Annotated in this window: 13 protein-coding genes; 1 reads left to right on the top strand and 12 read right to left on the bottom strand. The window is 70.1% G+C overall.

What is annotated here, in order from left to right; translation table 11 throughout:
• Positions 1 to 70 precede the first annotated feature (70 nt).
• The 10 genes from ACFQS1_RS00785 to ACFQS1_RS00740 form a co-directional block, all read right to left on the bottom strand.
• A complete protein-coding gene (locus ACFQS1_RS00785; RefSeq protein WP_378963884.1) occupies positions 71 to 1,291 on the bottom strand; it encodes an alanine--tRNA ligase-related protein in 1,221 nt (406 codons plus the stop codon).
• Positions 1,292 to 1,718: 427 nt separating this feature from the next.
• Positions 1,719 to 3,287 (bottom strand): pectate lyase family protein, encoded by a 1,569-nt coding sequence (locus ACFQS1_RS00780; protein WP_378963883.1) that lies wholly within the window; start codon positions 3,285 to 3,287, stop codon positions 1,719 to 1,721.
• Positions 3,288 to 3,678: 391 nt separating this feature from the next.
• On the bottom strand, positions 3,679 to 4,497 hold the full coding sequence (locus ACFQS1_RS00775) for an alpha/beta fold hydrolase (RefSeq protein ID WP_378963882.1): 819 nt from the start codon (positions 4,495 to 4,497) through the stop codon (positions 3,679 to 3,681).
• Positions 4,494 to 5,078, bottom strand: a complete 585-nt coding sequence (locus ACFQS1_RS00770) for a TetR/AcrR family transcriptional regulator (RefSeq protein WP_378963881.1) — start codon at positions 5,076 to 5,078, stop codon at positions 4,494 to 4,496. The genes ACFQS1_RS00775 and ACFQS1_RS00770 overlap by 4 nt, the downstream gene beginning before the upstream one ends.
• A gap of 331 nt (positions 5,079 to 5,409) precedes the next feature.
• The gene (locus ACFQS1_RS00765; protein WP_378963880.1) at positions 5,410 to 6,777 is read right to left on the bottom strand and encodes an NAD(P)/FAD-dependent oxidoreductase; all 1,368 of its coding nucleotides are present in this window, start codon (positions 6,775 to 6,777) and stop codon (positions 5,410 to 5,412) included.
• A 181-nt stretch (positions 6,778 to 6,958) separates the two neighbouring features.
• Complete coding sequence (locus tag ACFQS1_RS00760) at positions 6,959 to 8,062, bottom strand: glycoside hydrolase family 53 protein (protein WP_378963879.1); 1,104 nt, start codon at positions 8,060 to 8,062, stop codon at positions 6,959 to 6,961.
• Between the two features lie 83 nt (positions 8,063 to 8,145).
• Positions 8,146 to 9,198, bottom strand: coding sequence for a LacI family DNA-binding transcriptional regulator (locus tag ACFQS1_RS00755; RefSeq protein ID WP_378964616.1), 1,053 nt, complete (start codon positions 9,196 to 9,198; stop codon positions 8,146 to 8,148).
• A gap of 8 nt (positions 9,199 to 9,206) precedes the next feature.
• Positions 9,207 to 10,112 carry a carbohydrate ABC transporter permease gene (locus tag ACFQS1_RS00750; RefSeq protein ID WP_378963878.1) on the bottom strand — a complete coding sequence of 302 codons (906 nt, stop codon included), beginning with the start codon at positions 10,110 to 10,112 and terminating at the stop codon, positions 9,207 to 9,209.
• 1 nt (position 10,113) lies between these two features.
• Entirely contained in the window at positions 10,114 to 11,034 is a 921-nt protein-coding gene (locus ACFQS1_RS00745; protein ID WP_378963877.1) for a carbohydrate ABC transporter permease, read from the bottom strand.
• 67 nt (positions 11,035 to 11,101) lie between these two features.
• A complete protein-coding gene (locus ACFQS1_RS00740) occupies positions 11,102 to 12,418 on the bottom strand; it encodes an ABC transporter substrate-binding protein (RefSeq protein ID WP_378963876.1) in 1,317 nt (438 codons plus the stop codon).
• Between the two features lie 252 nt (positions 12,419 to 12,670).
• Between ACFQS1_RS00740 and ACFQS1_RS00735 the strand changes: the two genes are divergently transcribed.
• Entirely contained in the window at positions 12,671 to 14,950 is a 2,280-nt protein-coding gene (locus ACFQS1_RS00735; protein WP_378963875.1) for a beta-galactosidase, read from the top strand.
• A 55-nt stretch (positions 14,951 to 15,005) separates the two neighbouring features.
• On the opposite strand, the gene ACFQS1_RS00730 is transcribed toward ACFQS1_RS00735, so the two are convergent.
• Positions 15,006 to 15,617 (bottom strand): gamma carbonic anhydrase family protein, encoded by a 612-nt coding sequence (locus ACFQS1_RS00730; RefSeq protein ID WP_378963874.1) that lies wholly within the window; start codon positions 15,615 to 15,617, stop codon positions 15,006 to 15,008.
• A gap of 280 nt (positions 15,618 to 15,897) precedes the next feature.
• A complete protein-coding gene (locus ACFQS1_RS00725) occupies positions 15,898 to 17,565 on the bottom strand; it encodes a VWA domain-containing protein (protein ID WP_378963873.1) in 1,668 nt (555 codons plus the stop codon).
• Between the last annotated feature and the right edge of the window lie 794 nt (positions 17,566 to 18,359).

Genomic DNA, 18,359 nt, shown 5'->3' with positions numbered 1-18,359 from the left:
TTCTACCAAGCCGCCGGTGTTCCCCGGCCGCGCGCGGTCGGTGACTCGCGGCCGGGGCGTGTGCCGGGGTTCAGCCCACGGATACCTTGCGGATTGTCTCGTCGACCTCCTCGCGGGTTGTCTCGTCGAGCAGGTCGACGAGGTCGCGGGGCAGGCCGTGGGTGTCGTGCAGGTAGTGGTAGTCGTCGTCGGTCAGGTGGCCGTCGCCGCGCGTGCGCCGGCGGGAAATTATCGGGCGGCCTTTCGTCATGAGGATGCGGAAGCGGTCCTCCTCGTTTCGCAAAGTTTCGCGGACGGTGCGTACCTCGATGTCCTGCCGGAAGTGGCCGATGGTGTGCTCGATCGGATCGATGGGCAGGTCACCCAGGGTGCGGGTCGGGTCGGTGCGCCACAGGGTGGTCAGGACTCGGCGGATCAGCCGGCGGAGTACGTAGCCGCGCTGGGTGTTGGACGGGCGGATGCCGTCGCCGATCACGACCACGGTGGAGCGCAGGTGGTCCACGACGATGCGCAGGGAGCGGTCGTCCAGGTCGTCCCACAGCTTCGGGACGGTTTCCGTCCAGGGCCGGAAAATGTCGCACTCGAAGACGGATCGCCGGCCCTGCAGGATCGTGAGCATGCGTTCGAGGCCCATGCCGGTGTCCACCCGCTCGGGCTCCAGCGGCTCCAGCGTGCCGTCGTCGTGGCGGCGGTAGCGCATCATCACGTGGTTCCACACCTCCGTCCACCGGGGGTCGGTCGTGGGAGTGCCGCGCGGCGGGGTTTCGCCAGTCCAGACGAAAATTTCCGAGTCGGGGCCGCAGGGGCCGGTCGGGCCGTTGGACCACCAGTTCTCGTCGCGGGTCAGCTCGACCGGCACGCCCAGGTCCTCCCAGGTGCGAAGGGAACTGTCGTCGGGGCCGACCTGGTCGTCGCCGCCGAAGACGGTGACGTGCAGCCGGTCGGGGCTGATGCCGAAGCCGTCGCGGAGCAACTCGTAGCCCCACTTCAGGCTCCGCACGCCGGGATAGTCGCCCAGCGACCAGGAGCCGAGCATCTCGAAGACGGTCAGGTGGGTGTCGTCGCCGACCTCGTCGAGGTCGGTGGTGCGCAGGCAGCGCTGCACATCCACCAGGCGACGGCCGCCCGGGTGCGGCCGGCCCTCGAGATAGGACGTCAGGGGATGCATGCCCGAGGTCGTGAACAGCACGGAATCGCCGGGCGGCGGGATCAGCGAGTGGCCCGGGATCACGGTGTGGCCGCGGTCCCGGAAGAAGTCGGTGAAGGTGCGCGTGGTCTGATCGACGTCCATGGTGATGGTCCTTTCGGGGGCAAAGCGGCCGAAAAGGGCCCACCGGCGGCGGCGAGGGCACCAAAAAGCCGGCGAACCGTTTCCGGTCGCCGGCGGAAGATGAAGGTCAGGCAGCGGCAACCGACGAGCTGATAGCTCGTGCGGTCGCGAAGACGGTGCTGCCGGTCATGCCATCCATGATACGACTGTCGGCCAGTGCTTTTCGGTGCGCCGCGGCCGCCGCTGTGTCTGCCGCGTCGGCCGCGGTTCTGGCACCCCGGGGTTGCGGTTCTGGCGCCCAGGCTGCGGTTCTGGCGCCCAGGCTGTGTTTCCGGCACCCAGGGCTGTGGTTCTGGCACCCCAGGGCTGCGGCTCTGGTACCCCGGGCCGCGGAGTTTTGTTGCGCCCGGGGCCGCCGCTGCGACGGTGGCCCCGGGGCGCTTGCTAATTAGGACGCGTACGTCTCGAACTCACCCACGCGCGGGGTCCCGGACGCGCTCAGGATGTCGAAGGTGACTTTCTTGAGGGACGTCGGGGTGAACGTGATGACGCCCGAGCCGGAGCCGGTCTTGAGGACCGCGCCGGTGTCCGCGTTGAGCACCCGGTAGGAACCGATGGCGCCGCCGCCGCTCGCCTCACGGATGTTGATGCGGGACACCGTGGTGGCCGAGCCCCACTTGATCGAGATGTAGCCGGTGCTGCCGTTCGGCGACCAGTACGTGGACATGCTGCCGTCCCGGACGTCGCCGTAGCTCGTGCCGCTCGCCTTGCTGGAGCCGTCCGAGCCCGCCCCGATGCTCAGGTTGGTGCCGCTGGGCTGGGTGGGCGGCGGCGTGGTCGGGCTGGGCGTGGTCGGGCTGGGCGTGGTGGGCCGCGGGGTGGTCGGCGTCGGCGAGGGGTTGCTCGTGGTCGAGCAGTTGCCCGTCGACGTCCTCATGCCGGTGTTGGCGCCCGCGGTGGAGCGGACGATGTTCGGCACGCAGGACGCGTTGTCCAGGCCGTAGGCGTACGGAATGGAAATGCTCGTGTTGGACGGCATGGACGGACCCGCGGGGTTGGTCTCGCTGCCGGGCGCCGACCAGGTGACGTTGTCGAGAATGTTTCCGGACGCCTGCCAGTACCCGGCCGCGTCGGTGTAGAAGGTGCCGAGGACGTTCATCGAGTCCTCGAAGTAGTTGTTCTCCACCTTGGCGCGGGCGCCGGCGCGCGAGTTGATGCCGGATTCGTTGAGGCTGTAGTAGTAGTTGTTGTAGATGTGCGCGATGCCGCCGCGCAGCAATGGCGTGCGTGAGTCGATGTTCTCGTAGCGGTTGTGGTGGAACGTGATGAAGCTGTTCGAGGTGTCGCTCTCGCTCGAGCCGATCAGCCCGCCGCGGCCGGAGTTCTTCAGGTAGGCGTAGGACAGCGTCACGTATTGCACGTTGTCCTTCAGGTCGAACAGGCCGTCGTAACCGGCCGATTCGCCGCCCGAGGCCTCCAGGTTGACGTGGTCGACCCAGACATTGCGCACGGTGCTTTCCATGCCGATCGCGTCGCCGCCGTTGGAGGTGGGCGAGCCCGATTTCTTGACGTTCCGGACCGTCACGTTCTGGATGATGATGTTGCTCGAGTCGCGAATGTGGATGCCGAGCTGGTCGAACACGGCGCCGCTGCCCACGCCGATGATCGTGACGTTGCTGATCTGCTTGAGCTCGATCTTGTCGGCGGCGGTGTTGCAGCTGTTGCCGGAAACTTTCGTGGTGTTGCCGTGGTTGATCGTGCCCTGGACCTCGATGGTGATCGGGGTGCTGCTGCTCGCCCTGCTGCACAGCGCCTGATGGATCTGCGTGCCGGTGGTGGCGCGCACGGTCGTGCCGCCGTTGCCGCCGGTCGTCCCGCCGTTGAGGGACGCGTAGCCGATGGGGCTGCCCACCGCGGCGGCCGAAGCCTCCAGGGACGGCAGGCCGACCGCGACGGCGGCGCCCGCCGCGCCGGTGGCCACTGCCGCGAACACCCGCAGCGCGACTGATCGTCTCATCCTTGCCTCGCTTCTTCGTCGAACCGGGTTGCCCGACCTGCCTACCGCCGCAAGCAGCGGTCCCACGAGGGCAGGAAAACGCTTTCCTGTGCGAGGATAGAGACACATCGATGACGTACGCAAGAACGAGTTCCCCGGACGGCAACCTGGCCACCCGGGCCTCGGCCGTGCCTCCACCGAGCCGGATGTCTTGCGCCTCCCGTACCGCTGCCCCCGCCGCCCGGGCCGCTATCTTGCGTCGCGCCCGGGCCGCTGCCCGCACCGCCTGCGCTTGCCGCTGCCCGCGCCCCCGCCGCCCTGCGCCCGCCGCCCCGGCCCCGGTCCCGGTCAGCCTGCGCGGCGGAGCGGTAAGTCCTAAACGTTCGGCCATGGGTGGCGCAAGTAGTGCTTGTCAGCCGGAAATTTTCGCGAAAAAGGTGCGCAGGGCGACGGCCATCAGGTCGGGGGCCGTGCTCGGGGCGAAATGGGACTGGCCCGGCCACGTGACGCGGCGTGCGGTGGGGACGGCCGCGGCGAGGGCGTCCATGGTGGCGGGCATCGGCTCCCAGGTGTCGGCACCGTTCAGGATGAGGGTGGGCACGGTCAGGTGCGACCACCGGGCCGGGTCGGGGTCGTCGTCGGCGAGGGCCTCCAGGTCGTGCAGCCAGCCGATCGCGGAACGGCGGGCCTCGGCCGGGTCGGGTTTCCGGTCGCCGGCGGCGGCTGCGAGGGCGGTCACGATCGGCGGCGGGACGCGGGTCAGCTCGTTGAGGACGGCGAACATTGCGGCGGCGTCGTTTCGCTCGAAGGCGGCGCGGTAGCGGTCCAGCAGCGGCGCGACGGTTGGGCCGGAAGCGAACAGCGGAGGCTCGAAGACGGCGAGCGACAGCAGCGACTCCGGCAGCGCGGCGGCGGTGTGCAGGGCGAGCGTGGCGCCGTAGGAAGCGCCGACCAGATGGGCGGGGCGGCCGATGGTGCCGAGGATCGCGGCCAGGTCGCCCACCTCGTCCTTGACGGACTTGCGGGTTGGCGGGACTTCGCTCGGCCCGTAGCCGCGGCGGGCCGGCATCCACAGCTCGTACGAATCGGTGAGGCGGTCGGCGAGCGGGACCAGGCTGTGCAGGCCGCCGCCGGAGCCGTGCACGAGCACGACCGGGGTGCCGGCGCCCTGGCGGCGGACTGCCAAGCGGGTGCCGTCGGCCGCCCGTACGTCGAAATCCTGGTTTGTCATCGGGTTTGCTCCTCCCGGGCGGGCCAGTGGGTCAGTGCCGTGTGGATCGCGTCGACAACGTTGCGGAAAGACGTGTCGAGGGCGCGCGGGTGGCCGAAGCCGTCGGAAGACTCGAGGGTGGCGAATCCGTGCAGCGTGCTGCGGACGAAACGGACCGCGTCGGTGAGGGCCGGCTCCGCGAGGCCATAGCCGCGGAAAGTTGCGTAACTCAGGTCGATCAGGCGCAGGTGGCCGGCGGAGTTGTGGCCGACCTCGGGCGGCAGTTGAAGGTTGGTCCCGGTGTATTGCCCGGGGTGGGTGACCGCGAAATTTCGGTACGCCTGCGCGAAACCGATCAGCGCCTCGCGGCCGGAACGGCCGGCCACGGCGAGCGCGATCTGATCGGAGAAGGCGGCGGCGGCCCGCACCGCGACCTGGTGGAGCAGCGCCTCACGGTTGCGGACGTGGCCGTAGAGGCTGGCGTCGGCCACGCCGAAATGACGCGCGACCGCGGCGACCGTCAAGCGGTCGAGGCCCAGCGAGTCGGCCAGGTCGGCGGCGGCCGCGGCGACGCGTTCGGTGGTGAGGCCCTGCCTCGGCATGCCCATCCTTAGGACGCTCGGGTAAAACCTAGGAGCCCTAGGTTAGCACCGAGCTGCGGCAATTGCGATCGCGGCGGCACGTGGCCGCCGCTGTGAGCCGGGATCGGGACACGGCTGCGCTGCCGACCAACGGGGACTCGCCGGCGCAACCAGGACAGGCCGCAGAGGGGCGTTCCGGCCGGCGAACCCCCTGGCGCGGCGGGGAGGCCGCCGCGCGTCTCGGCCGGCGAACCCGGCTGGCGCAGCGGGGGAGGCCACCGGGCGCGTCTCGGCCGGCCGGACCGCTGGTGCAGCGGGACGGCCGGCCGGCGCGGTGTGGGCTAACGCCGGGCTAACGCCCGGACACGTGCTCCTCGGCGATCTCCTCGCGGGCGCGCTCGAACGGGTCGCCGTACTCGTGGATGGCCCGGCGGGCGAAAGCCTGCTGGACCGTCGCGACGCGCTCGGAGCGGCCGCGGCCCAGGAAGCTGATCGCCCAGTGCATCACGGCGCTCACCCTGTTCTTGAAGCCGACCAGGTAGAACAGGTGGACCGCCACCCAGATCAGCCAGGCCAGGAAACCGTCCAGCCGCAACTTTCCGATGCTGGCCACCGCGGAGAAGCGGGAGATCGTGGCCAGGCTGCCCTTGTCGAAATACTTGAAGGGTTTTCCGGCGGGCTTTCCGGCCAGGCGTGCCTTGATGGCCTTCGCGGCGTACCGGCCGCCCTGGATGGCCACCTGAGCGACGCCGGGGAGCTGCTGGCCGTGCTCGTCGTCGAGGTTGATCAGGTCGCCGACGACGAAGATCTCGGGGTGGCCGGGGACGGTGAGGTCGGGCTGGACGAAGATGCGGCCGGCCCGGTCGGTCTTGGCGCCGGTGACCTCGGCGAGCTTGCGGGCCAGCGGCGGGGCCGAGACGCCGGCCGCCCAGACCTTCGTCATCGACGGGATCCGCTCGTGGCCGCGCTCGGTCTCGACCTCGATGCCGGTGGCGTCGACGCCGACGACCTTGGTGTTCAGCTCGACCTCGACCCCGAGCAGGTGCAGCTGGCGCAGGGCGCGGGTGGACAGGTGATCGCCGAACGTGTTGAGCACCGCGGGCAGCGCGTCGACCAGGATGATCCGGGCCTTGCGCGGGTCGATGTGCTTGTACTGGCCGGGCAGGTTGCGGTGGGCGAGCTCGGCGATCTGGCCGGCCATCTCGGTGCCGGTCGGGCCCGCGCCGACCACCACGAAGGTCAGCCAGCGGTCGATGTCCTCCTGCTCGGTCTGCAGGTCGGCGATCTCGAACGCGCCGAAGATGCGGGCGCGCAGCTCGAGCGCGTCGTCGATGTTCTTCATGCCGGGCGCGTGATCGGCGAAACTGTCGTTGCCGAAGTAGGACTGCGCCGCGCCGGCCGCCACGATCAGGGTGTCGTAGCCGACCTCGTAGTCGATGCCGGGGCCCTCGACGGACACGACCTTCTTGTCGACGTCGATTTTCGAGGCCCAACCCAGGCGTACGTCTACGTTGTCCTGCCGCTTGAGCACCTCCCGGATCGGCGGCGCGATTTCGCCCTGCGAGAGAATGCCGGTGGCGACCTGGTAGAGCAGGGGCTGGAACAGGTGGTACGCCGTACCGTTGATCAAGGTGATGTCCACGGGGGCGTTCTTGAGCGCCTTGATCGCGAAAAGTCCGCCGAAACCCGCGCCGATGACCACCACACGATGCCGCTGCATCATCACTCCCAAAAGTGCTCGGTGTTCCGACCTGTACAGCGCCCTGATCAGGGTGATTATGCCGTGACGCCGAGCACCTGGGCGGGGCCGGAGGGCAAAGTCACTGTGCCGGGCCGGCTCCGCCTCGCACCGCGGGGGCGATCGCCGTCGATGACGGCGATCGCCCGTGGGCTCTACCCATTCACGGGGTCCAGACGATGTTGGGGTTTATGTGGCCGGTCCAGTCGAACGCTGCCATGTTGTCCCAGCCGTCACCGGTGCCGTTGATGTTGGCGGGGTCCCAGCCGTTGCCCCTGATGGCGTACCAGGTTGGCTCCCAGTAGAAGACGCCGATGGCGCCGGCGTTGCGGGCCGTGTTCTGCACCCAGGTGAATTGTTGCGCCTGCCCGGCCCAAGTCGCCGGAATGTTGTCGCAGAGCACCGTGCCCGGGATGGAGTTGGGCGTGCTGTCCGCGTTCGCCGTGGTGAACTGGTACGCGGTTTCCGCGATCACGACCGGCTTTCCGTAGCGGGACTTCACGTCGGCGATGACGTTGTACAGGTTGGCGAGCGTGCCGTGCCACATGCAGTAGTACGACAGCGCCGTCACATCCCAGGTGACACCTTGCGACCGGATGCCGTCGTAGAACCAGCGGGCGTTCGGGTCGCTGTCCGCGTCGGCGGTGTGGATCCACACCTGGGTCGAGCCGTTGCAGGCCTTCGTGGCGTTGTAGCCCTGCTTCAGCAGAGCGGCCAGCGGCGCGAAATTGTTGTTGGAAACTTTCCCGTTCGGCCACAGCATCCCGACGTTGATCTCGTTGCCGATCTGCACGCTGTCGGGGGTGGTGCCCTGCGCTTTCAGGGCGGTGCACACGTCGTACGTGTAGTTGTAGACATCTGTTTGCAGTTGCGTGAGCGAATGGGATGCCCACGCCGCAGGCGGATACTGCTTGCCCGGGTCGGCCCACGTGTCGGAGTAGTGGAAGTCGACCAGGAGCTTGAGGCCCTTGGCCTTGATCGCCCGGGCCTGTTGCAGGACTTTCGCCTTGTTGTTGTAGCCGCTGGCCGGGTTGTTCCAGATGCGCAGCCGCATGTAGTTGGCGCCCGCCGACTTGAGGATGTCGTAGGGGTCGGCGGCGGTCCCCGACTTGTTGTAGTACCTCGCGCCGAGGTCGAGGCTGCGCTGCAGCGACGAGACGTCCGCACCGAGCATGGTGAGGGTGTTCGCCGCGTGCGCGGGGGTGGCGACGGCCAGCGGGACCGCGAGGACGATCGCGGTCACGACGGCTCTCCAGGACGGTTTCATGGCGCTCCTTCGCGAAAGAAAGGGCGACCGGCGATGGGGGATCGCCGGGTTGGTGCCATGGCACGTGGAGGGGGAGCTCCGGTCTATCGGACGGCGGGCGAGGAGTCCCGCAGGACCAGGGAGGTGGGCACGGTGATCGACAGCGGGGTGCGCCCGGCGATCACGTCGGTGAGCAGCCGCACCATCTCGTCGCTGATGCGGTCGAGCGGATGCCGCACGGTGGACAGCGGCGGATCGAGCGTCGCGGCCAGGCCCGAGTCGTCGAAGCCGACCACCCGCACGTCGCCGGGCACCTGACGCCCCGCGTCCCGCAGCACCGGCAGGGCCCCGGCGGCCATCGCGTCCGAGGCCGCGAAGACGCCGTCGAGATCGGGCGCCCGGTCGAGCAACTGGCGCATCGCCGCCGCGCCGCTCGCCCGGCCCCAGTCGCCGTGCACGATCAGCGCCGGATCGAGTTCGAGACCGTGCGCGAGCAGCGCGTCCGTGTAGCCCTGGAGGCGGTCGACGCCACCGACCATGTCCTGCGGCCCGGTGATCGTGGCGATCCGCCGGCAGCCGGCCGACGCCAGGTGGTCGACCGCCGAGCGGGCGCCCGATCGGTCGTCCGCCATCACCGAGGAGATCACCTGCTCGTAGCCGAGCACCCGGCCGCAGGCCACGATCGGCACCTCGGCCCGCACCAGCTGGCTGAGCAGCGGGTCGCCGGAGTGCGGCGAGATCAGCACCACGCCGTCGACGTGGCCGCCGGAAAGATAGGCGATGGTGCGGCTACGTTCCTCGGGGGTCGACGCGATCATCAGGATGAGCGTGAGCTCGCGGTCGGAAAGGGCCTGGGCCACACCGCGCAGCAACACCGAGAAATTCGGGTCCTCGAACAGCAGATGCTGCGGCTCGGTGAGCAGGAAAGCTATCGACCCCGACTTTCCGGTGGCCAGCGACCGGGCGTGCGGGTTGGCGGTGTAACCGGTGCGGGCGATCGCCTCGCGCACCGCTCGGACGGCCTCAGGGCTGACCCACTCCCGGCCGTTCAGGACGCGGGAGACGGTCGCGTAAGAGACCCCGGCCTCGCGCGCCACGTCGCGGATGGTGGGCCGCTTGCGCCCCGTACCGGGCGGTGTCGGCACGTGGGGGATCATAGTGCTCACTAGGCCTTCACCGCGCCCGCACCCAGATCGACCCGCCAGTACCGCTGCAGCCCGAGGAAGAGCGCGACGAGCGGGACGATCGACAGCAGCGCGCCGGTGACCACGACGATGTACATCGACGGCTGGTTGGCGCCCTGGTTCAGCAGGCCGTTGAGCCCGACGGTGAGCGGATACAGGTGGTCGTCGCCGAGCATGATGTACGGCAGCATGAAGTTGTTCCAGATCGCGACGAACTGGAAGAGAAACACCGTGACCAGGCCGGATCGCATCATCGGCAGCGCCACCGTGCCCAAGGTGCGCCAATCGCCGGCGCCGTCGATGCGGGCCGCCTCGAGGACCTCGGTGGGAATCGCCGCGGCCGCGAAGATCCGGCAGAGATAGATCCCGTACGGGGTGATCATGCTGGGCAGCAGCACGGACCAGTAGGTGTTGGTCATCCCGATCTTGGCCAGCAGCAGGTACTGCGGGATCGCCAGGATCACGCCGGGCACCAGCACCCCGGCCAGGATCACGTTGAAGATGGCGGCCTTTCCGCGAAAGTCGTACTTGGCGAGCGCGAAACCCGCCATCGCCGAGATCAGGGTGGAGCCGGCCGCGCCCACCCCGGCGTACAGCGCGGTGTTGGCCATCCACCGCCAGTACAGGCCGTCGCGGTAGGCGGCGAGGTCGGCGATGTTGTCGAAAAGGTGTGTGCTCGGCGCGAGCGTGAAGGTCGAGAACAGCTCGCCGGAGCTCTTCGACGCCGCGATCAGCACCCAGAGCACCGGGAACAGGCAGTACAGGGCGCCGAGCAGCAGCAGGATCGTCGCGGCCGGGCTGAACCGCCGGTTGCCGCGGCGGTCGCCCGGGACGGTCGCGGGCGGGGTGGTGGCCGGGACGGCCGGCAGTGCGGTGGAGACGCTCATGTCAGTCCTCCTGGTTGAAGGCGCGGTTCCCGACGAGCTTGAGGAACCCGAAGGACACGACGAAGGTGGCGACCGCGATGACCACCGAGGTGGCCGCCGCGGAATAGATGTCGTTGCGGGTGAAGGCGTCCCGGTACACCTTCATCAGCGGCGTCCACGTGGTGGAGATGGTGTTACTCAGCGGCTTGAGCGTCATCGGCTCCGCGAAAACCTGCAGCGTCGCGATCAACGAGAAGACGAAAGTCATGATGAGCGACGGCAGGATGATCGGAATCTTGATGCGCCACGCGATCTGCTTGTCCGAGGCGCCGTCGAGCCGGGCCGCCTCGAACAGGTCGGTCGGGATGGCCCGCAGCGCGGTGTAGATGACGATCATGTTGAAGCCGGTGCCGCCCCAGACCGCGATGTTCGCGACCGCGTACAGCACCCCGGAGCCGGCCAGGATGTCGGGCGCGGTGATGCCGACGGCGCCGAGGACATCGTTCAGCGGGCTCACCCGCGGCAGGTAGAGGAAACCCCAGAGCAACGACGCCACGACCGCCGGCACGGCATAGGGCAAAAATATCGACGTACGCGCGAAAGTGCCGACCCTCGTGCGGCCGGCGTCCAGCAGCAGCGCCATGAGCAGCGCGAGGCCGAGCATGGTCGGGACCACGATCATCCCGTACGCGGCGACCCGGTAGACGCTGGGCAGGAACTCGGGGTCGGTCAGCGACCGCGCGTAGTTGCTCAGGCCCGCCCACACCTCGGTGCGGGCGCCCTTGCCGAGCCCGAGACCGCTCACCTTGACCCGGCGCAGGCTCAGGTACGCCGCGTAGACGATCGGCGCGGCCAGGAACAGGGCGAACAGGATCAGGGCCGGCGCGAGGAACTGATAGGGCGCCCCGGCTCGGCGCGTACGTGTGCTGGGAACCGCCGGCACGGCCGTCACCTTCTTCTCGGTGCTGGGGCGCGGCGGGCGTTTTCGCGCCCGCCGCGGCGAATCCGGGTCAGCCGGCGACCTTGAAGCCGGTGTTCTTCATGTCGTCGACCGTGGTCTGCTGCATGGTGGTCAGCGCCGCGGCGAAGCCGGCCGACTTCTTGGCGGCGGCGGCCTTGCCGAACGCGTCGTTGTAGCTGGAGTACGCCACGTTGACGTTCGGCCCGTAGGTGAAGGGGTTGGCAATTTTCGCGGCCTCGGCGGCAACCGTGTAGAAGTCGCTCTGGTTGGACAGGAACGCCGGCGGCTGGGTCAGGGCGGCCGCGGAGTCGACCGACGCGGGATAGACGTTCGCGGTCTGGGCGAGAGCCTTGATGCCGGCCGGATCGGTGTTCAGCCAGGCGATGAACTCGGCGGCCTGTGCCTTGTGCTTGCTCTGGGTGGTGACGCTGGTGGCCGAGCCGCCCCAGTTGCCGTTCTTCGGGCTGGTGGCGTCCCACTGCGGCAGCAGCGTCGCCTTCCACCTGCCCTTGGTGCCGGCTGCGTTGCCCTCCAGCACGCCGGGGCCCCACACCGAGCTCAGCCAGCCGACCTGGGTGCCATCGTTGAGCGCCGCGTTCCACTCCGGGGTGTACATCGGCTTGTTGTCGATGACGCCCTCCTGCACGAGGCCGCCCCAGTAGGTGGCAACTTTCCGGGTGTTGGGCTCGTCGATGGCGACCGACCAGGTGTCGCCGTTGACCCCCCACCAGGAGGCGCCGGCCTGCTGGGAGAGCCCGGCGAACCAGCCCGGGTCGTTGGCCGAGAACGTGCCGAGGTACTGCTTCTTGTTCGCCGTGTGGACCTTGCGAGCCGCGGCGGCGTAGTCGTCCCACGTCTTCGGCGGCTGGAGGCCGAGCTTCTCGAAGACGTCGGTGCGGTAGTAGAACATCATCGGGCCGGAATCCTGCGGGACGCCGTAGAGCGCCTCGGAGCCGAGGGTCACCGCGTTCCAGGCCGAGTCGGGAAACTTCGCCTTGAGGTTTCCGGCCTCTTTCGCGATGTCGGCCAGCGCGTCGGCGGAAACCAGCGTCGGAATTTTCTGGTACTCGGCCTGCATGATGTCGGGCGCGCCGCTGCCGGCCTTTATTGCGGTGAGCAGCTTGGTGACGGCCGGGTCGCCGCCGTCCTGCTTGTTGACGGTGACGTGGACGTCGGGATGCGCCGAGTTCCAGCCCTCGACGACCTTGTCCATGTTCGGCGCCCAGGTCCAATAGGTCAGCTCGACCTTCTCGCCCGGCTTGGCCGCGCTGTCGCCGCCCTGCTCGTCGTCACCGGAGCAGGCGGCCGTGGTCATCATGAGCGTCGCGGCCAGCACCCCGGCGAGCGGCAAAAGCTTCTTCTGCATCGATCCTCCTCGATCGGACGGCCGCGGGAGGGATGCGGCCGCGGTCGCTGCCGGAGGAGACGTGCGTCACCGAGCAGGACCTGTGACCGGTTACAGTGCTGCGCGCCAATGCAAATGTCAAGACCTTGCGTCCTGGCGGTTACCAGGCTGTATCGTGCGGAGCCAGACGGCTGTGACCGGTTACAGAGACGGTCCGTTCGCCGCCATACATGGCCGAACCCAAGGCTTTCCATCGGCGCCGAAGGAGTCACCGTGCTGGACGTCGCGCACCATCCCTGGTCCGAGCCGCCGCGCCGGCCGCGGATGAGCAACGACGAGGACGTGCGGGCCGGTGTCTCACTCACCAGCCGCTGTCTGATCCGGCGCGGCCGACCGGTCATCCCGGTCTCCGGCGAGATCCACTACAGCCGCGTCCCGCGCGCCCGCTGGCGACAGCGCCTGCGGCAGATGCGCGCCGGCGGGGTGACCGTCGCGTCGAGCTACGTGTTCTGGCTGCACCATGTCGCGCGCGAAGGTGAGCCCCGCTTCGACGGAAACCTCGACGTAGCAGCTTTCGTGGACCTCGCGAACGCGGAGGGACTCGACGTCTTCCTGCGGATCGGGCCCTGGTGCCACGGGGAGTCCCGCAACGGCGGCTTTCCGGACTGGGTGCAGGAAACTTCCGTACGTCATCGCACCGACGACCCCGGCTATCTTTCGCTCGTCCGGGAGTGGTTCGGCCAGATCGCCGCGCAGGTGGGCGACCGCCCGCTGCTCGGCATCCAGCTGGAGAACGAGCTCTACGACCGGCCCGGGCACCTCCGTACGCTCAAGCGCCTCGCCCGCGAGGCCGGGCTGTCGGCGCCGCTGTGGGCGGCGACCGCGTGGGGCGGCGCTGACCTGCCGGACGGCGAGGTCATGCCGCTCTACGGCGGCTACGGCGACGGTTTCTGGGTCGACGCCGGCGCGCCCTGGGACCCCACTTTCCGCGACCACTACTTCTTCTCGCACGTCTGGGACGATCCCGGGATCGGCGCCGACCTGCGGCGGATGCACGAGGCCAAGCTGAGCCGTCCCCAGCCGCGCACCCCGTCGCCGTGGTTTCCCCCGGCGACCTGCGAGCTGGGCGGCGGCATGGCCACGGCCTACCACCGCCGGCCGCGACCGGCCGCCCTCGACGTCGCGGCGATCGCGCACTGCAAGATCGGGAACGGCTCCGCGTGGCAGGGCTATTACATGTACGCGGGCGGCACGAACCCTGCCCTCGACGGCGGGGCCCAGGAGTCCCACGCGACCGGCTACCCCAACGACATGCCGCGGCTGGGCTACGACTTCCACGCCCCGATCGGCGAGGCCGGGCTGCTCTCCGAAAGCCACGCGCTGCTCCGATCGCAGCACGCGTTCCTGGCGGCCTTCGGCTCGGCGCTGGCCGAGATGCCGTCGAGCCTGCCGCCGCAACGGCCGGGGGGCGTCGAGGACGACGAAACTTTGCGGTGGGCGTTGCGCAGCGACGGTCGCAGCGGGTTTCTGTTCATCGCGTGGCACCAGCCGCACGACCCGCTGCCGGTCTACCGCGGCGCGCAGTTCCGGGTCGCGCTGGACGACGAGACCGTGGTGCTGCCGGCCGAGCCGGTCGACGTGCCGCCCGGCACGCTCGCCCGCTGGCCGCTCGGGCTCACCCTCGGCGGCGTCCGCCTCGACTGGGCCACCGCGTCCGCGCTGACCGTGCTGCCGGGCGCGGTGCCCACCCTCGTGCTGGTGGCGGAGGCCGGCATCGAGGTGTCCTACTCCGTCGGCGGCGCGGCCGCCGCCGTCGAGCCTGGCTTGTCGCCGGTCCGGCTCCGGGCCGGCGGCGGCGAGCTGGACCTGCTCGTCCTACCCGCCACTGTGGCCGGTGACGTCTGGATCTGCGAGGACGGTCCCGCCCGCCGGCTGCTGCTCTCGCCCGGCATGCTGACCTGGGGCCCGGACGGGCAGATCGAGTCCACCGACCCTTCGGCGCGGGTCTACGACACTTCTGCGGCAAGTTTCGTCGAGCTTCCTCTCGAGATTTCCGGTGGTCCGCGGGTGCGCGGGGGTTCCGTGGGAGCCGGGCTGGTGCGCGATGGTTCGGCTGAGGTTGAGTTGGTGCGGGCGGCCGGGAGCGCCGTGCCGGTCGCTTATGGAAAGTTCGACGGGCGGCAGTCGGCGCCCACGGCGGAAACTTTCGAGGATTTGGCGGCGGTTTACCGGCTGACCCTGCCCGGGTGGGCGACCGGCGCCGAGCTCGACACCTACCTGCGGATCTCGTGGGCCGGCGATGTCGCGCAACTTCGCGTCGACGGGCGCACGGTCACCGACCGCTTCTGGGACGGCTCGACCTGGGCCGTCAGCCTCCGCGACGCCGGGGTGCGCCCGGACTCCGAGGTCACGCTGCACGTGCTGCCGCTCGCGGCCGGCTCGACGGTTTCGCTGCCGGAGGACGCCCGCGACCGCCTCGCGGCGGCTGACGGGCAACTTCTGGCCATCGACGGGCTTGCGCTGCGGGGATGCCCGATCTTCACGACCCGCTGACCGGGAGGGGACCGCGATCCTCGCGGGACATGCCGGCGGTCGCGGCGGCCGGGGGCTACAGCATTCGGTCGGTACTGAGCATTCGGTCGTGGGCGTGGTCGCCGTAATGGCGGGACTGGCGGGCCATGATCTCGCGCATCGGGGTGCCGCGCGGCACCCCGTAGACCGTGCCGGGGAAGTCCATGGTCTCCTGGATGGCCCAGAGATCCTCGTGCTCTGCCGGGGAGAACAGCCGGGCGGGGTCGCCGGCCGCGATCCAGGCGATCGGGACGACCGTGCCGGGTGGCAGGGCCGAGTTGACGTGCAGGACGCTGTTGACGCGCAGCTCCGAGCCGGCGCCGGCCACCGAACCGGGGAAGAGGGACGCGCCGGTCGCCACGAAGACTTCGTCGTGCAGGGTGGCGCCGTTCACGTGGGCGTGTGGGCCGACCAGCACGGCGTCGCCGATCATCGCGGGGTGGTCGCGGCGGCCGCGGACCAGGGCGTGCTCCATCACGACGACGTCCGCGCCCAGGCGGATCTCGCCGTCCTCGGCGGTCAGCACGGCATTGTGCAGGATGCGGGCGCGCTCGCCCAGGATCACCCGCCCGCACAGCACGGCGCTCGGCGCCACGTAGGCCGACGGTGGAACCACCGGCCGCTCGCCACGGTGCTCGATGAGGCTCATACGTGCCGAATTGCCCGCCCGCGTCCCGGTAAACGTCATCCGGCCCCGCGGCCGGTCAAGCCCCCGCGGTGGTACGGCGCGGGTGGTGGTGCGAAACGCGGTGGTGGGCGCGGCGCGCGGCGGAGCGTCGGCCCGCGGTGGCGCGCTGGTGTTCGGGCCGCGGAGAGTGGTGCGAACCGCACGGCGGCCGGCGGCGCGGTGGCCCGCGGTGGCCGACTCCCGGCTGCCGCGAACCCGGTGGTGCGGCGCGGCCAGCCCCCCGCGCGCCGGGGCACGGTGGTCAGGCGCCCTTGCGACTGGCGATCGCCTCCAGGAAAATTTCTCCGATCTTTGCGGGGTCGGTGGCGATGAAGACGCCGCCCGAGCCGGCCGCCTTGGTGATCGCCTCGAGCTCGGCGCGGTCGATCGCGGTGCCCATGCCGATGATGATCATGCGGACCGGGCGGTTCGGGTCGCGGAGCTTGGTCATCTTCTCGACCAGCTGGCCGATCGTCAGGCCGCCGGGGTTGTCGTTCTCGCCGTCGGTGTAGATGACGACCGAGTTGGACACGCCGGGCTGCCAGCCCTTCTGCACCCGCTCGTACGCGGCCAGCGCGGTGTCGTAGAGGCCGGTGTCGCCGCCCGCCTTCGGCACGATCTTGTCGATCGCGGCGAGCATCTCGGGGCGGTGGCCGGCGCAGGACAGGATCGGCAGATTCTCCACCCACGGGCGCCGGCCGGCCATGTTGGTGGAGAACGTCCAGTTGCCCACTGACCAGCGGTCGTCGAGCAGGGCCAGACCCTGCCGGGCCACGCCCTGGGTGACCTGGGCGCGGGTCAGGCCGCCGGCCGTCGGCACCTTCGCCTTCATCGACGCCGAGACGTCGAACACCGCCAGCATCCGGCCGGGCTGGGTGATCGCGGTCCAGCTGCCGAGGAGCTGGCCGATCGCGCCGGCGACCGCGGCCGGCTTCTGCGCCGGGGGCGGCGGGACGGTCGCCGGCGCGCCCCGGGGAGCCGCGAAACCCGCGCCCGGGGCGCCGTCGGGACCCCGTACGCCGGCTCTTGCCAGATTTTGCCGGAAAGTTTTCGTGTCGAGGGCTTTGCGGAACGCGGTTGCCGCCGTCGCCTTCTGCGGGTCGACGCCGGGCATGATCGCGAACGGGTAGTCGAGGACCACCGAGAACGGCTTCGGGTACAGGGCGGCAAGGGCCGTCGCCGGCTTTCCGCCGTTGTACGCGATGACGTCCGCCTCGGACAGCGGCGCGAGACTGACCCCGGCGCCGGTCTCGCCGGCCGACTGGGGAAGTTTCTGGAGAAGGTCGTTGCGGATGCTGGAACTGTTCGCCGACAGCGCGCGCATCACGCCCACCTTGAGCGTGGCCGCGGCGGCGTCCGTGCCCGCGGCGGCGGCGAAGGCCAGCAACCCGGCCAGCCCGGTGGCGTCCCGCAACGGATCGACCGTTCCGGGCCGCAACGTCTTGTCGGTCGCGACCTTCTTCGCGAGGTCCTTCCAGCCGGGCGTGCTCGCCGGCCAGCCGAGGCCGGCGGCGGCGTCCTCCGGCGCCGCGAGCACGAGCGGGCTCTCGGCGATCGAGCCGAGCGAGGCGGGCTGGAAGCCCGGCGCCTCGGACCCGATGCGCAGCAACCACGTGCTGGAGTCGGGGATCCAGGCGTCGACGTCCGGGTCGGCGTTCTTCGCCACGCCGACGCCGCCCAGGTTGACGCCGTGCCGCCCGCCGACCGCGGCGGCCATGCCGGTCGGATCGGTGGCGGTCACCTCGATGGTGGCGCAGGCGTCCTCGCCCTTGGCCCAGGTGTCCGCCGCGGCCCGCACGGCCGGTGCGACCTCGGGCGCGACGGCGAGCTTGAGGCTGACGGTCTCGGTGCATTTCTTGCCGGAGAACTCGTGGTACCCGGCCCAGGCGCCGCCGGCGATGACGACAACGGCGAGGGCGGAGGAGGTCACGACGAGTCCGGTGCGCTGAAGTTGACGATGTCGGCCGGGCACCGGGACATCTTGATCGCCGGAACCCGGAAAAATCTTCACTGTCGCTGCAGATAGTTTTCAGTTGACGCCAAATGCCGCATCCCGGCCTACGCCGGCCGGGCGCGGTCGGGGCGAAGGTGTCGAGCAGGTTCAGCGGGTTCTCCACCAGGCCGACGACCGCCGAGCCCTGCCGGGTCGCGCCGACGGACAGGCCGAGGAGCCGGGCGGCCCGGGTGCTGACCGCGATCTCGCCGGGCGCCGACGGATAGCGGCCCTGGTCGAGCCGGAGCAGGGGCGTGCCGAGCGGGCCGGTCGGCGACTGGTCGCACAGGTCGACAGGGGGTGGCCGAGCCGGGCAGCGGAATCTTGCGGTGGTTGATCACCTCGGTCTCGGGATAGGCCTGCCGGACCGCGGAGCCGGGCTCAGTACTCGTCATAGGCGTGGCGGGCGTCCGCCACGTTGCCGTCCGCCAGGTGCGCCGACGCAGGGCGCGCTGGGCGCTCGCACGCAGCGGGTCGATGCCGGCCACCAGCAGCGCCGCCTCGACCGCCTCGGCGGTGCGCTTGTCGTCGAGGAGCCGTCGCGGCGGCGTATCCCGTACCGCTTTTTGGATCTTGATGACTTGCGGTCCGATTCGAGCGCCAGATCCCCAGGGCTAGCTGCTCGCGATCAGCTCGTGCCGGAAATAACGCGATATCGCGGGGCATGTGCGCGATCACGGTCCCACCAAGTGACCCGCTCGTCCACCAATCAGGACGCACTGCCACCTCGT

This window comes from Paractinoplanes rhizophilus, from assembly GCF_042664765.1.
GTDB lineage: Bacteria > Actinomycetota > Actinomycetes > Mycobacteriales > Micromonosporaceae > Actinoplanes > Actinoplanes rhizophilus.
This window is presented reverse-complemented; position numbering and strand designations above follow the sequence as displayed.